The organism is Leucobacter chromiireducens (assembly GCF_003917135.1).
Classification (GTDB): Bacteria; Actinomycetota; Actinomycetes; order Actinomycetales; family Microbacteriaceae; genus Leucobacter; species Leucobacter chromiireducens_A.
Genome location: NZ_RPDI01000028.1, coordinates 22,020 through 36,847 on the forward strand (window position 1 = coordinate 22,020; position 14,828 = coordinate 36,847).

Genomic DNA, 14,828 nt, shown 5'->3' on the forward strand with positions numbered 1-14,828 from the left:
TCAGTAGGAGCGGTCCGCGCCCTCGTCGTCGTCGTCGTCGTCGAACTCATCATCGTCGGCGTCGTCATCGGAATCGTCGTCGTCCGACTCGTCGTCCGCGAAGAGGTCGGTCTCGTCGGCCTCGTCCGCGCGATCCTCATCGTCGGCGTCGTCGTCGTCGTCATCAGCGTCGTCGAGCTCGTCAATGTCCACGCCGTCGAGCTCGTCGTCGAAGTCGCTGAAGTCGTTCTCCAGCAGATCCTCGTCGCCGGCGATCTCGTCCTCGTCGCGCAGCTCATCAGCCGCGGCCTCGGCGGCGGCGGCCTCCTCTGCGGCCTGGCGCGCCTGCGTCTGGCGGTACTGGGCGAGCCGCTCGGACCACGGCACCCACTCGGGCGCGACCACCGCGCCGTCGCCGGGGAGCAGCTCCACCTCGAGCACGGTCACCGGTGAGTCCTCATCGACCCTGGCGAGGGTCGCCGCCCAGCGCCAGCCGGGGTACCCGGGCAGGCGGCACTCGAAGAACAGGGTGAGCACGTGCGCCTCGTGCGCCTCAGAGCCGGCATCGGCGCCGACGGTCGCGGCGTCGGTGACCTCCAGCAGCGCGGCGCGCGCCTGCTCGCGCGCGGCGAGCAGCACCGGGTCGGCGACGATCTCGGCTGGCGCCGCGTCGGTACCGACGGCGTCCACCGCCGCGAGCTCAGACATCGAAGTCATCCGCAACGCGGCGGAGCATCGTGGCCACCTGGCGCGACTGCGCGCGCTCCGGGTACTGACCGTTCTTGAGGCTCCCACCCAGCCCGTCGAGCAGCTTCACGAGATCCTCAATGATGATCGCCATGTCGTCAGCCGACTTCCGATTGCGCTTCGCAAGCTTGGGCGTATCGAGGACCCGCACCGAGAGCGCTTGCGGCCCGCGGCGCCCGTCGGCAACGCTGTACTCGACGCGCGTGCCCTGCTGCACCTCAGCCCCTGCTGGCAGCACTGATGCGTGCAGGTACACCTGCGCACCATCCTCGCCCTGGATGAACCCGAAGCCTTTGTCTTCGTCGTAGAACCTGACCTTGCCGTTCGGCATGCCTCGTTCCTTTCCGTCTCGGCGGGCGCTCGTGTCCCGCCAGCGCACACACGTGCCTGGCGGTGCGCACCCGCATATCCACACAAGTCTACCGCCCCTTCCTCGCCCCACGATGAGGGTGAACGCGGTAAAATGGAGCGGATGTCCATAGAACCCAGCACCCCGTCGATCCTCGAGCGGATTCTCGCGTACAGTTCGCTCGCGATCATTGCCGCAGCGCTCCTGTCATTCTTCGCCACCCTCATCATTGGCATGAACGACCGGGAGGCGATGGCCGAGGGGCTCTGGCCCATCGTCTACGGCATCTCGCTCATCGCGCTGCCGATCGGCTTCGTGTTGCTCGTCGCGCTGCTGATCGTCAGCCAGGCTCGCCGCCGCCGCGAGTTCCGCCGGAACGCGCAGGGCTGAGACCGGAGCCGCGCCCCATGAGTGGCACTCTCGCGCTCGCCTCCGCACTCGCGGAGATGGATCGCGACGCCCTGCACGCGCTCGTCGCGGCGCGGCGGCCATACGCTGCCGCCAGCATCACCGACCCGATCGGGCTCGCCGCTGAGCTGCTGCGCGCCGACTCGATCCAGCGCGCCGTGCACCGGCTCGACCGCGCGGCCATCACGACGCTCCTGCGCCTCGACCGGGATCCCGGTGCGGTGCCGCCGACCGAGCTCGCCGCGCTCACCTCGCTCGGCCTCACCGGCGTCGACCTCGCCGCCCCGGTGCCGCTCCCCGAGGTGACCGAGGCAATCTCCGCCGCGCTCGCCGAGGCCGGGGTGCCGCTCACCGCGCTCGCAGACCCCGAGCCCGAGCCCCACGGAGGGGATGCGCCGGCGGGCGATACTGACACCGCCGCGCAGGCGGGCGACGCCGCCGCGACCTGGTACTCCCCCGCGCTCACTGCCGTGGGTGAGGCGGCGGAGGTGCTCCGCGCACTCACCGCCCGGCCAGGAAAGCTCAACCGCAACGGGACGGTCGCCGTCGCCTCGATCCGGCAGCTCTCGGAGCACACCGGCATCGATGTGACCGCGGTCGCGCACGTGCTGAGCGCGCTGCGCACCGCGGCGCTCACCGCCGAGCAGCCCGACGCGCAACTGCTCACCACCTCAGCGCAGGCCCCCGAGTGGCTCGCGCTGGATCACCGCGCGCGCTGGGAGCGGCTCGCCGCCGCACTCCTCGCCGAGATGCCGCGCGAGCTTCGGCGCACACTCGCGGAGACACCGGGCGACCTCGCAGCCGCGGAGGCCAGGATCCCGCACCGCTTTCCGCTCCTCCCCGCGCAGGATCGCGCGGCAGCACGCAGCTACACCGAGGTGGTCGAGCACCTGGGGTGCACCGTGCAGGGCACGCTGTCTCCCCCGGCCGCCGCGCTGCTCGCCGGCGAGCGCGCCGTCGCTGCCGCGCGCATCGCGCGAGACACCCCGGACGTCGCGCCTGGCGTGTACGTGCAGCCGGACCTCAGCGTGGTGATCCCCGGCCCGCTCCCCCCGAGCGACGAGGCGCTGCTCGCGGCGTTCTCGCACCCCGAGCAGATCGGTGTCGCGTCGACGCGTCGCATCTCGGACCTCAGCCTCGGCGAGGCGCTCGAGCACGGGATCACCCCGGCGGATGTCCGCGCAGCGGTGTCCCGGCTCTCGCTCACCGGGGTGCCGCAGCCGCTCGAGTACCTCCTCAGCCACCGCGCCGAACGCGCCGGCGACCTCATCGTCCACGAGCACCACGGCGACGAGGGACGCACGCGCCTCGCGGTCGCGCGGCCAGAGCTCGCAGAAACGCTCCTCGTCGACCGCGCACTGCAGCACCTGCAGCTGATGCGCGGCATCCCCACCGCCGACGGTGCCGCGCAGCTTTTCTCCCGGCTCCGCCCCGAGCACGTGCTCTCCGCGCTCACCGACGCGCGGTATCAGCCGGGCTCGGCGCTGGCCCCCGCCACGGCCTCCGCTGCCGCGACTGCCGAGCGCGCGCACACGCGCGACGCGTCGGCGGCAACGCTCGATCGCACCCCGACCGAGGCGGTGCCCGTGGTGGGCGGCGAGGAGGCGGTCCCACCGCTCACGGAGGCGCTCACCGCGCTCGTCGACCGCGTGCACACCGCGGCGCGCGCGGAGCCGGGCACCAGCGAGTTCACCCGGCGGTTGGAGCTCGCCATGCGCGACAAACGCCCCGTCAGGGTCACCGCCGAGGCGCGCGGGCGCACCCACGAGTTCACGCTCCTCCCCGTCTCCGTGTCCGGCGGCCGGCTGCGCGCCACTGACCAGCTCGCCGGGGTTGAGCGCACGCTGCCCGTCAGCATGATCACCGCCGTCGAGGCCGAGTAGCCAGGCCACCCACGTCGCTCACGAGCGGCGCGAGTAGAATAGATCCTTATGACTCTCGGCCCACTCATCGTGCAGAGCGACCACACCGTCCTCTTGGAGGTCGCGCACCCCGACGCCGAGGACGCGCGCCACGAGCTGGCCGTGTTCGCGGAGCTGGAGCGCGCGCCCGAGCACATCCACACCTACCGGGTCACCCGGCTCGGCCTCTGGAACGCGCGTGCCGCTGGCCACACCGCAGAGGAGATCCTCGACACCCTCAACCGGCACGCGAAGTTCCCGGTGCCGAGCGGCGTCGCCGCGGAGATCGCCGACACGATGCGACGCTACGGCCGGCTCACCATCGAGCGCGACGCCGAGGGCGCACTCGTGCTGCGCTCCGAGGATCCCGCCGTGCTGCGCGAGGTGACCAGCGCGAAGAAGATCGCGCCGCTGCTCGGCAACAAGCTCGACGACCGCACGTACCCGGTCGAGGCGTGGGCGCGCGGCGAACTGAAGCAGCAGCTTGTTGCGCGCGGCTGGCCGGCCGAAGACCTCGCCGGCTACACCCCTGGCGAGCCCTACGACATTGCGCTCGCCGAGGGCGACTGGGAGCTGCGCGACTACCAGGCAAAGGCCGTCGAGGCGTTCCAGCAGGGCGGCTCGGGAGTCGTGGTGCTGCCGTGCGGCGCGGGAAAGACCATCGTCGGCGCAGCTTCGATGGCAGCGGTCGGCGCGAAATCCCTGATCCTCGTCACGAACGCGGTGTCGGCCAGGCAGTGGCGCGATGAGCTGCTGCGGCGCACCTCGCTCACGGAGGACGAGATCGGCGAGTACTCGGGCCAGATCAAGGAGATCAAGCCTGTCACGATTGCCACGTACCAGATCCTCACGAGCAAGCGGAAGGGCGAGTACGCGCACCTGTCGCTCCTCGACGCGGAGGACTGGGGCGTGATCGTGTACGACGAGGTGCACCTGCTCCCCGCTCCCGTGTTCAAGCTCACCGCCGATCTGCAGGCGCGACGCCGGCTCGGGCTCACGGCGACGCTCGTGCGCGAGGACGGCCGCGAGGGCGACGTGTTCAGCCTGATCGGGCCCAAGCGCTACGACGCGGCGTGGAAGGACATCGAGGCGCAGGGCTTCATCGCGCCGGCCGCGTGCTTCGAGGTGCGCGTCGACCTGGGTGAGGCCGAGCGCATGGAGTACGCGATCTCGGAGGATCAGGATCGCTATCGCATCGCGTCGAGCACGCCGGTCAAGGAGCGCGTCGCGCGCCGTATCATCGCGAACCACCCCGGCGAGAGCATCCTCGTGATCGGGCAGTACATCGACCAGCTCGAGTCCATGGCGGAGGCGCTGAACGCGCCGCTCATCACGGGCCAGACGCCGGTCGACGAGCGTGAGGAGCTGTTCGGACTCTTCCGCACGGGCGCCGTGAAGATCCTCGTCGTCTCGAAGGTGGCCAACTTCTCGGTGGATCTCCCGGATGCGTCGGTCGCGATCCAGATCTCGGGCTCCTTCGGCTCGCGTCAGGAGGAGGCGCAGCGCCTGGGCCGCCTGCTGCGCCCGAAGGCAAACGGGGCGACCGCGTCGTTTTACACGCTCATCACGCGCGACACCGTCGACCAGGATTTCGCCCAGAACCGGCAGCGGTTCCTCGCGGAGCAGGGCTACGCCTACACGATCATGGACGAGGCGCAGCTGACCGCGCAGGTGTAGTGGGCGCGGGCTCGCGCGGCTGGCCGGGCGTCACACCTGCGCGGTGAGCACCCAGAGCACACGCGCGCGCTCCGTCTCAGACGGGTTGCGCCAGAGGTGCGCATGGCGCGCGTTGAAGCTCATTGCATCACCTTCGCCGAGCAGAAACGTCTCCGCCTCGATCTGCATTTCGAGCGTGCCGGCGAGCACCACGACGAATTCGCGATCGACGGGCAGCCGGTAGGGCTCGGGTTCAAATCCGCCGCCCGGCTCCACCCACGTCTCGATGATCTGTGTGTCGCTCTGCCCGGGAGGCGACAGCACAGTGTCGGAGACGCCATCGCCCATCAGCAGGGCGGGCTCGCGCCCCTCCGCACGGTTCACGTAAATCTGCGGCGGGTCAAACAGTCGCCCCATAGGCATGGTGAGCGCATCGCAAATCGCGGCGAGTGAGGTCACTGACGCGGAGGTGAGACCGCGCTCCACTTGGGAAATGAACCCCTTCGTCAACCCGGTGAAGTCAGCCACGCTGCTCAGCGTCATGCCGCGTTCCTCCCGCGCAACGCGCAGTCGAAACCCGATCTGTTCGAGCTGCGCCGAGGCCGCTGGCCGCGGCGGCCGTGCCGCAGTGGTGCGTTCGGTCATGGGACTCCCCGACTCCTGCCGTGCGGGGTCGTGTACCCCATCATCTGTCTATCCTGCCCGGAATTCTCCATTGACGAAAGCCAAGCACGCTGTTTAGTATTCCTTCACAGAGTATTGCTTGAGCAAACATGGCGAACAGTGTTGTTCGCGGAGGGGATGGGTCGAATGCGGCTCGGACAGGCCATCAGTGCGCTGCTGACGGAGTATGGCGTCTCACAGATATTCGGGATCCCGGGCGTACACACCCTGGAGCTCTTTCGAGACATCGATCAGAGCGGGTTGTCCGTTACGATCCCGCGCCACGAGCAAGGCGCCGGCTTCATGGCCGACGCATACACCCGAGTGTCCGGGACTCCAGGTGTGTGCTACCTGATCACCGGACCGGGTGTCCTCAACGCACTGACGCCCATCGCGCAAGCCTGGCATGACTCGATCCCCATGCTCATCATCGGATCGACTGTCACCCGCGAGCAGCTCGGCGCCCACCGCGGCACGTTGCACGACACCCCCGACCTCGCGCCCGTGCTCCGACCGTTCACGCTCTTCAGCGAGACCGTCACCGATGCCGCTCGGGTCCCGGAGCTCATTGACGAGGCGTTCCGCCGCTGGGGGTCCGAACGGTCACGTCCCGTGTATATCGGCATTCCTCGCGATCTGCTTGAGGAGGAGGTGGGAACGCTGCGTCGCCCCGCTGCGGCGAGCGCGGCGACGCTCAGCGATCCCACGCCCGAATTCGATCTCGCGGCAGCGCGTGAGGCACTCGCCGGGGCCGCGCGTCCCGTGATCATCGCGGGCGGTGGCGCGCGCCACGATGGGCAGGCGGTGCACGAGCTCGCGGAGCGGCTTGCTGCGCCTGTGGTGCTCACGGGCAACGCGAAGGGGCTGCTTCCCGAGGCGCACCCGCTCAACGTCGGCGTCAGCATGCCATTTCCGCGCACGCAAGAACTCGTGTCGGACGCCGATCTCGTCGTCGCCCTTGGCACTGAGCTCTCGGACTTCGAGGTGCTGTTCACTGGTTCGGAGGAACCGCGGCTGGCAGACGTACTCCGCGTGGACATCGATCCCGCTGCGACGCACCCAGATCAGACCCGCCCCACGCTTCCAGTGCGTGTGAGCGAGTTTGCCGCGGCGATGCTTGCTGAACTCACCCCCGCGGATCCCGCTCAGGCGCGGGCCGGTGCCGAGCGTGCAGCCGCCGCGCGCGCTGGCTTCGCCGAGGAGCGAGCGCGGGATCCGCATACGCCGTGGATCGACGCGATTGCCCGGGCCCTGCCCGAGAACGCGATTCTCACCGCTGACTCCGCCCAGGTGGCGTACCAGGCGCACCACTTCCTCCCCATCGATACGCCGGGGCGCTGGCTCGCGCCCTACGGCTACGGCACGCTCGGCCCCGCGCTCCCCATGGCGATCGGTGCGGCGGTGGCGGCACCCGACCGTCCCATCGTCGCGCTGGCCGGCGACGGGAGTTCGCTCTTCACTCTGCCCGAGCTCGCCACCGCGCGTGATCTCGGCGCGAACATCACAATGATTATCTGGGACAACGGGGGCTACAGGGAGATCGAGGTGTCGTTCGACCGCGCCGAGATCCAGCCCGCCGGGGTGCGCACCACCGCACACGACCTTGGAGTGATCGCAGAGGGATTCGGGGCCAGCGTCGCTCGCCCCACGTCAGAGGCCGAGCTCGAAGCCGAGCTGCGCGAGGCCACAACCCACGTCGGCCTGTCCGTCATCGTGGTGCGGGCCCCAGCTGAGCACCGTGTCGAAGCCGATTCGCTCAGTCCGGAGGTGTCCGTATGAGCCTCGATATCCCCTACACGACCGGGGTTGGCGCCGATGGCTCACGCATCACTGGGCAGGTGGACTTCTCGCAGGTACCGCGTTTCGCGGGTCCCGGCACGTTCGCGGGGCTGCCGTCGCTCGCGAGTGTGGGCGAGGCCCAGGCCGGGGTCATCGGCATACCGTTCGACTCCGGCGTCACCTTCCGGCCGGGCGCGCGCTTCGGCCCCGAGGGGATTCGTGGGGCGAGCCATCTGATCCGCCCCTACAACGTGGAACTGGATGCGTTCCCCTTCGCGCAGCACCAGGTGGCGGATGTTGGAAACCTCGCCGTCACGCCGTTCGGCATCGACCGCGCGGTTGAGGCGATGCTCGTCGGACTTGCCGCAGCGCGCGAGCGCGCGGGGAAACTTGTCATTCTCGGCGGCGATCACACCGTCGCATACCCGGCGATCAAGACGCTCGCCCGGCATCACGGCCCCATCTCCGTGCTGCATTTCGATGCGCACATCGACACCTTTGGCCCATACTTCGGCGCCGCGATGCACCACGGCACGCCGTTCCGCCGCGCCGCTGAGGAGGGATTGCTTGATCCCGAGGGCTGCATGCACGTGGGCATTCGCGGCCCACTGTACGGGCCCCACGACCTTGCGGAGGATCGCGCGGTGGGATTCCAGGCTGTCCATTCGAGCGAATTCGCTACCACCGGGCTCATCGGAATTCTCGAGCAAATCACGCTCCGGCTGGGTGATCGTCCCGTGTACGTGTCGGTCGACATCGACGTGCTCGACCCAGCATTCGCGCCGGGCACCGGTACCCCCGAGCCCGGGGGCCTTGCCAGCCGGGAGCTGCTCTATCTGCTCCGCGGGCTCGCACCGCTCAACATCGTCGGTGCCGACGTGGTTGAGGTCGCACCCGCCTACGATCACGCCGACGTCACCTCGCTCGCCGCGGCCCACATCGCGTACGAGTTCCTGTCCCTCTGGGGACGCTCCCCCGCCCCCCTCGGGTAGTCAGTTCGCTGACCCCCACCCACCGAAACGGAAGAATCAATGACGACACTCTCCCGCTCTTTTCACCGCTCACTCCCTGGCTCAATTTCCGCCGTCGCGATGGTCGGCGCCGCAGGGCTCCTCCTCGCAGCCTGCTCCGGGGGCACCGCCGCCCCCGCTGAGGACCGCGACTTCGGCACCCCCGTGGTCGGCGAAATCGCACCCGACGTTCTCGCGGGCGCCACGCTCACTTACGCTGGCCCCGGCGGCATCTTTCAGGAGGGGCAGGATGAAGCGATCTGGCAGCCCTTCGCGAAGGAATCGGGCGCGGTCATGCAGATGGACGCGTTCGACGCCGGCAAGCTGAAGGCGATGGTCGACGGCGGCAACGTCTCGTGGGACATTGTCGACACCTCACAGGTCGACACTGCGCGCGGCTGCGGCACGCTCTATGAGAAGATCGATCGTTCACAGATCGACACCTCGCAGCTTCCCGAGGGCACGATCACGGATGACTGCATGATCCCGAACGTGATGTACGGCTTTGTGATCGCGTACAACACCGAGGTCTTCGGCGACAACCCGCCGAAGAGCGCCGCCGATTTCTTCGACACGAAGAAGTTCCCCGGCAAGCGCACCGTGCCGCAGACGACCTACGTCGATCCGCAGAACCTCGAGTTTCCACTGCTCGCTGACGGGGTGGACCTCGACAACCTGAAGCCCGAGCACATCGACCAAGCCATCGCGAAGTACGACAGCCTGGGCGACGACATGATTGCCTGGTCGACCGGGGCGCAGGCGCAGCAGCAGCTCGAGAGCGGTGAGGCTGTGATGGGGTACGTCTGGTCCGGCCGCGGTTACGGCGCCGCCGAGGCGGGGGCGCCCATTGCTCCGGTCTGGGACGAGTGGCTCGTTGCGATCGACTCGACCGCCATCCCGAAGGGGGCGAAGGATCCGGCAGCCTCGCACGCCGCGATCAACTACTTCCTCGGCGCGAAGCAGCAGGCGGGCATGACCGAACTCAACTCGATGTCACCGGTCAACGTGAACGCGGAGCCGCAGGTCGACGATACGCTCGCCGCCTGGCTCGCGAGCTCGCGCTTCGAGACGGGGCACGTTCCCAACTTCGACTTCTGGGTTGAGAACTACGACGCGATGGCCACGGCCTGGGCCAACTGGGTCACTGGCGCCTAGCACGCCGGCACCGTGCGGGCGTGTGGGCCCGGTTCCCCACACGCCCGCACATTTCCAGCCACTTCATAGCAAACAATCAGAGACTGGGAACATGAACGCACAGCCCAAGGGACCCCGGATTCTGATCGTTGACGACGAGCCCAGCATTCGCGAGCTGCTCAGCACGAGCCTCCGTTTCGCAGGGTTCGGTGTGCGTGCTGTCGCAAACGGCGCGCAGACCATCTCGGCAGTGCTTGAGGAAGAGCCCGACCTGATCGTGCTCGATGTCATGCTGCCCGATATGAACGGCTTCAGCGTGACCAAGCGCCTCCGCTCGGCCGGCTACACCGCCCCCATCATCTTCCTCACCGCGAAGGACGACACCGAGGACAAGATCGAGGGCCTCACCGTCGGCGGCGACGACTACGTCACGAAGCCGTTCAGCCTCGACGAGATCATCGCGCGGATCAAGGCGGTGCTGCGCCGCACGATCCAGGAGGACGAGGACTCGATCCTCACGGTTGGCCCGATCACCATGGATCAGGACACGCACGAGGTCACCGTCGAGGGCTCCTCCGTTGAGCTCTCCCCCACGGAGTTCAAGCTGCTGCGCTACCTCATGCAGAACGCCAACCGCGTGCTCTCGAAGGCGCAGATCCTCGACCACGTGTGGGAGTACGACTTCAACGGCGATGCCGGCATCGTCGAGTCCTACATCTCGTACCTGCGTCGCAAGCTCGACCCGCTGACCGAGGAATCACTCATCCAGACAAAGCGCGGTTTCGGGTACATGCTCAAGACCGAAGCCAAGTAGCGTGTCGCGCCCGAGCTTCGCCGAGCGGTGGGACGACATCTCACTGCGGGCGAAGATCACCGGCGTCACGGTGTTCATCCTCTTCCTCGGGCTCATCGTGGCTGGCGTCGGCACGCTTTCGGTGCTCCGCCCGATGCTGCTCGCGGATCAGACAAACACGCTGAACCAGCTGCGCAAGGATCCAACGACCGCGCTCGGGACCGGGGCTGACGCGTCGAACCTCAGCCGCGCCGACATTCTGTACGCGAACCAGCAGTACTACGTCGCGCTCTTTGACGCTGCGGGGGCGCTGCAGTACGACAACACGCACAGCCTGGGTGAGTCCTCGGCGGTGCCTGAGCTGCTCTCCCCGCTCACGCTGGACACGCTGATGGCGGATCCTGGGCAGTTCATCCCGATGACGAGCCCGGATCGGAGCAACTGGCGGGCGGTCGCCGCCCCCGTGCTCATCGACGGCCAGCCCAGCGGCATGCTGCTCATCGCGTCGTCGACCGCGGCCATCAACAAGGTCGTGGCGCGGTACGTGATCGTGTTCACGGGGTTCGGGATCGCGGTGATCCTGCTCGGCGCGGCCCTCACCCGTCTGCTTGTCACGACCACGTTCCTGCCGCTCGCTGAGGTTGAGCAGACCGCGCTCGAGATCGCGCGCGGGGACACCTCGAAGCGCATCATGGTGGCGAGCCCGCACACGGAGGTGGGTCACCTCGGGGAATCGCTCAACATCATGCTTGACCGCCTCGATGGGTCGCTCGAGGATCAGGCGCGCACCATTGAGCGGATGCGACGCTTCATCGGCGACGCGAGCCACGAGCTGCGCACCCCTTTGGTGTCCGTTCGCGGCTATGCGGAGTTGTACCGCATGGGCGCGCTCCAGGAGAACGAGCAGGTGGGGCAGGCGATGGAGCGCATCGAGAAGGAGGCGATCCGCATGACCTCCCTGGTGGAGGATCTGCTCGCGCTCGCCCGGCTCGACGAGCGCCGTCCCCTCGCGCTCACCTCGCTGCCGCTCAATCAGCTGGCGCACGACGCGGCGCTCGACGCTGGCGCGCAGGCGCCCGACCGCGCCGTGACCGTGGTGGCGGATCCCACGAACCCGTCGGTGATCGGCGACGAGCACAAGGTCCGCCAGCTCCTCACGAACCTCATCGGGAACGCGATGCGGCACACCCCGGAGGGCAGCCCCATCGAGATCATCGTGTCGACGCCGGAGGTGGCCGAGGGTGAGCCGCAGGTCGCCAGGTTTGAGATCGCCGACCACGGCGATGGTGTGCCCGAGCAGATCCGCGACAAGATCTTTGGCCGATTTTGGCGTGCCGACTCGTCGCGCAACCGCGAGACGGGCGGCTCGGGCCTCGGCCTCGCGATCGTGCAGTCGATCGTTGAGGCGCACCACGGTCGTGTGAGCGTGCACGACACCCCGGGCGGTGGGGCGACGTTCCGTGTGGATCTCCCCGGCTCGCCGCCGGAGCCAGTGACGGGCGAGACCGCGGCGATCCAGACGGCCCCGGATGGGCAGCAGCAGCCGGCAGCGCAGGCCGCGGAGCCGGACACCCGGGAACCGGGCTCGCAGGCTCCGAACGCCTAGGCACCGGTCGTCCTGACCGGGCGCCCGGGCCGGGCCTGGACGCCCCAGGCCGGGGCCGCCCCGGCCTGGGGCGTCCCTCTGGCCCGGCCTGAGGCAGCCCGGGACCCCTGGCTGGGTACCTCCGGTCATGGCATTCCCGGCCCTGCCTAGTTGAGCCCGGACACCCCAGGCCTGGGCATCCCAGGCCGCCGTAAGGCGTCCAGGCCGTCGATTCTGTCCTACCCAGTACGGCGCAGCCCAGGCTCACCCCCTCCCCGGACCGCACCGACGTCGCTCCTCTCGATGCCCTCGACCTGTTCGTCCCGCCTTTCCCGCGGAGAAATCTGAATTCTCGGGTCTTTTCCGCGGGAGAGGTCCGAGAGACCAGATTTTTCCTGCGGAGTGGGCGAGGGCGTCCGCAAAGCGTCACTGGTGCGGCGGACGCCCACCGGATGGGTCACCACCGGCCTGCCCTGCGAGATCGCGAGCATGATGCGGCCCTGCACCTCCGTCCATCGGTGCTCGATCTGGCTTGTGCTCACACGAATCGTGGCGTAGCCGTTGGCGGTAAGCCGGGCATCGAGGACATTGTCGTAGGCGCGTTGCTCGCCGACGTGGTGGCCCCCGTCGACCTGGATGACCAGCCACCCGTCGACGAGGAAATCCACGCGAGCGCCAAGCAGCCACGCCTGCGCGACCACCGACAGGCGCAACGCGCGAAGCCTCCGCAACACATAGCTCTCGTATCCTGAGTCAGAGAACATCGTGCACTCCGCGAGCAGAGCACGTTCGGGCCCGCGAAGCGGAAGCCTCGCCAGCTCGGCGCGTGTGACGACCCCATTGCGCAGCGCGGACTCCCACACCGCGTGGGCGGCCTCCGCGGGCTGGCACTGCGAGACGAGTACCAGGGCATTCTCCACGCGGTCCATGAGCTGGAAGCTTCGTCGCCGGACGACGGGAACGCCCCAGTGACACACGTGATCCCCTGCTCGCACATGAGACTTTGGCGTGGGTGCCGCGACGTGCAGCCGTGTGAGCAGCTCGGGCACCCAGAGTGACTCCCGCTCGATCACCGTCATGCAGCTGAGCAGCACCCCGTGCACGGCGGCGTAGACGAGATCCGGATCGGCGTTCGGCAGCGCGATCCAGCCGTGGCGTGGCCGCAGGAGCTGCCCCGTGCCGAGGAACCGTTTGAGCAGGTGCACGGAGTAGCCACGGTCATGGAGGGTGGCCGCGCGCATGATTCCGCCGGCGCGCTCGAGTGTCTTCTGCAGGCTCATACAGACGAGTGTCACCCCGGGGAACGGCCAGCGCTCAGCTGATCACTCGGATGTGGATCATTTGCCCCACTGCGGCCCTGTGAGCGACGCCACACGAGGCCCCCGCACCCAGTTCCAACCGGAGAAATCTGAACGCTCGGGTGCTTCCACGCGAATTCGTCCGAGATTCGAGATTTCTCCGGCGGGAGGGGTGCGGGTTGCCCCTGCGGGGGCGCGGCACGCGGGCACCAGGCCTCCCGCGCACACCACTCCCCCAAAAACACCGCAGGGGCCGCACCCGAAGGTGCGGCCCCTGCGCGGGAAACCAGACTTAGAAGTCCATGCCACCCGTGGGGTCACCGGCCGGAGCGGCGGCAGCCGGCTCGGGCTTGTCGGCGACGACGGCCTCGGTNGAAGTCCATGCCACCCGTGGGGTCACCGGCCGGAGCGGCGGCAGCCGGCTCGGGCTTGTCGGCGACGACGGCCTCGGTGGTGAGGAACAGGCCAGCGATCGACGCGGCGTTCTGCAGCGCCGAGCGCGTCACCTTCGCCGGGTCAAGGATGCCCTGCGCGGCGAGGTCGCCGTACTCACCGGTCGCGGCGTTCAGGCCGTGGCCGAGGGGCAGGTTCGCCACGCGATCCACAACGACGCCGGGTTCGAGGCCAGCGTTCAGGGCGATCTGGCGCAGCGGTGCCTCGATGGCGGCCTGGACGATCTTCGCGCCAACGGCCTCGCTCTCGCTGAGCTCGAGCGTCTCGAAGACGTCCTTGCCCGCCTGGATCAGCGCGACGCCACCACCGGGGAGGACGCCCTCCTCGACCGCAGCCTTGGCGTTGCGGACGGCATCCTCGATGCGGTGCTTGCGCTCCTTGAGCTCAACCTCGGTCGCAGCGCCGGCCTTGATGACGGCGACGCCACCGGCGAGCTTGGCGAGGCGCTCCTGCAGCTTCTCGCGGTCGTAGTCGCTGTCGGTCGACTCGATTTCGCGGCGGATCTGGGTGACGCGACCCTGGATCGCCTCTTCCTCGCCGCCACCCTGGACGATGGTGGTCTCGTCCTTGGTGATGATGACCTTGCGTGCAGTGCCGAGCATGTCGAGCGTCGCGTTCTCGAGCTTGAGGCCGACCTCCTCGGAGATGACCTGGCCGCCGGTGAGGATCGCGATGTCCTGCAGCATGGCCTTGCGGCGATCGCCGAAGCCGGGCGCCTTGACCGCTGCCGACTTGAAGATGCCACGGATCTTGTTGAGCACGAGCGTTGCGAGCGCCTCGCCCTCGACGTCCTCAGCGATGATGAGGAGCTGCTTGCCCGACTGGATCACGGGATCAACGACGGGGAGGAGGTCCTTGATGTTCGAGACCTTGCCGTTGACGATGAGGACGTAGGGATCCTCGAAGACTGCCTCCTGGCGGTCAGCGTCGGTGACGAAGTAGGCCGACAGGTAGCCCTTGTCGAAGCGCATGCCCTCGGTGAGCTCGAGCTCGGTGCCGAAGGTGTTCGACTCCTCGACGGTGACGACGCCCTCCTTGCCGACCTTGTCGATCGCCTCGGCGATGAGCTTGCC

Annotated in this window: 13 protein-coding genes; 8 read left to right on the forward strand and 5 right to left on the reverse strand. The window is 68.6% G+C overall.

Going from position 1 to position 14,828, the window contains the following annotated elements:
• Complete coding sequence (locus EGM46_RS12025) at positions 1-687, reverse strand: DUF3027 domain-containing protein (protein WP_125100385.1); 687 nt, start codon at positions 685-687, stop codon at positions 1-3.
• Entirely contained in the window at positions 680-1,057 is a 378-nt protein-coding gene (locus EGM46_RS12030) for a cold-shock protein (RefSeq protein WP_125100386.1), read from the reverse strand. Before EGM46_RS12030 ends, EGM46_RS12025 begins: the two co-directional genes overlap by 8 nt.
• 141 nt (positions 1,058-1,198) lie before the next feature.
• Here EGM46_RS12030 and EGM46_RS12035 point away from each other — a divergent pair, with 141 nt between their 5' ends.
• The 3 genes from EGM46_RS12035 to EGM46_RS12045 are packed head-to-tail and all read left to right on the forward strand — an operon-like array spanning position 1,199 to position 5,061.
• A complete protein-coding gene (locus EGM46_RS12035) occupies positions 1,199-1,465 on the forward strand; it encodes a hypothetical protein (RefSeq protein WP_125100387.1) in 267 nt (88 codons plus the stop codon).
• Positions 1,466-1,482: 17 nt separating this feature from the next.
• Positions 1,483-3,366, forward strand: coding sequence for a helicase-associated domain-containing protein (locus EGM46_RS12040; protein ID WP_125100388.1), 1,884 nt, complete (start codon positions 1,483-1,485; stop codon positions 3,364-3,366).
• A 48-nt stretch (positions 3,367-3,414) separates the two neighbouring features.
• Positions 3,415-5,061 carry a DNA repair helicase XPB gene (locus EGM46_RS12045; RefSeq protein ID WP_125100389.1) on the forward strand — a complete coding sequence of 549 codons (1,647 nt, stop codon included), beginning with the start codon at positions 3,415-3,417 and terminating at the stop codon, positions 5,059-5,061.
• A 30-nt stretch (positions 5,062-5,091) separates the two neighbouring features.
• Here EGM46_RS12045 and EGM46_RS12050 read toward each other — a convergent pair whose 3' ends face one another.
• Positions 5,092-5,685, reverse strand: a complete 594-nt coding sequence (locus EGM46_RS12050; RefSeq protein WP_125100390.1) for a helix-turn-helix domain-containing protein — start codon at positions 5,683-5,685, stop codon at positions 5,092-5,094.
• Between the two features lie 165 nt (positions 5,686-5,850).
• On the opposite strand from EGM46_RS12050, the gene EGM46_RS12055 reads away from it, so the two are divergent.
• From EGM46_RS12055 to EGM46_RS12075, 5 genes are all read left to right on the forward strand, one after another.
• Positions 5,851-7,482 (forward strand): 5-guanidino-2-oxopentanoate decarboxylase, encoded by a 1,632-nt coding sequence (locus EGM46_RS12055; protein ID WP_125100391.1) that lies wholly within the window; start codon positions 5,851-5,853, stop codon positions 7,480-7,482.
• On the forward strand, positions 7,479-8,474 hold the full coding sequence (speB, locus tag EGM46_RS12060; RefSeq protein WP_125100392.1) for an agmatinase: 996 nt from the start codon (positions 7,479-7,481) through the stop codon (positions 8,472-8,474). Before EGM46_RS12055 ends, speB begins: the two co-directional genes overlap by 4 nt.
• A gap of 39 nt (positions 8,475-8,513) precedes the next feature.
• Complete coding sequence (locus EGM46_RS12065) at positions 8,514-9,647, forward strand: ABC transporter substrate-binding protein (RefSeq protein ID WP_241156316.1); 1,134 nt, start codon at positions 8,514-8,516, stop codon at positions 9,645-9,647.
• A gap of 91 nt (positions 9,648-9,738) precedes the next feature.
• Positions 9,739-10,440 (forward strand): response regulator transcription factor, encoded by a 702-nt coding sequence (locus EGM46_RS12070; protein WP_125100393.1) that lies wholly within the window; start codon positions 9,739-9,741, stop codon positions 10,438-10,440.
• A gap of 1 nt (position 10,441) precedes the next feature.
• Positions 10,442-12,025 carry a sensor histidine kinase gene (locus tag EGM46_RS12075; RefSeq protein ID WP_125100394.1) on the forward strand — a complete coding sequence of 528 codons (1,584 nt, stop codon included), beginning with the start codon at positions 10,442-10,444 and terminating at the stop codon, positions 12,023-12,025.
• A 218-nt stretch (positions 12,026-12,243) separates the two neighbouring features.
• On the opposite strand, the gene EGM46_RS12080 is transcribed toward EGM46_RS12075, so the two are convergent.
• Positions 12,244-13,284: an endonuclease domain-containing protein gene (locus EGM46_RS12080; RefSeq protein WP_241156317.1), complete on the reverse strand. Its 1,041-nt coding sequence runs from the start codon at positions 13,282-13,284 to the stop codon at positions 12,244-12,246.
• A 335-nt stretch (positions 13,285-13,619) separates the two neighbouring features.
• Positions 13,620-14,828, reverse strand: a 1,209-nt coding sequence (gene groEL, locus EGM46_RS12085) for a chaperonin GroEL (protein WP_125100395.1), incomplete at its 5' end; no start/stop codon positions are given.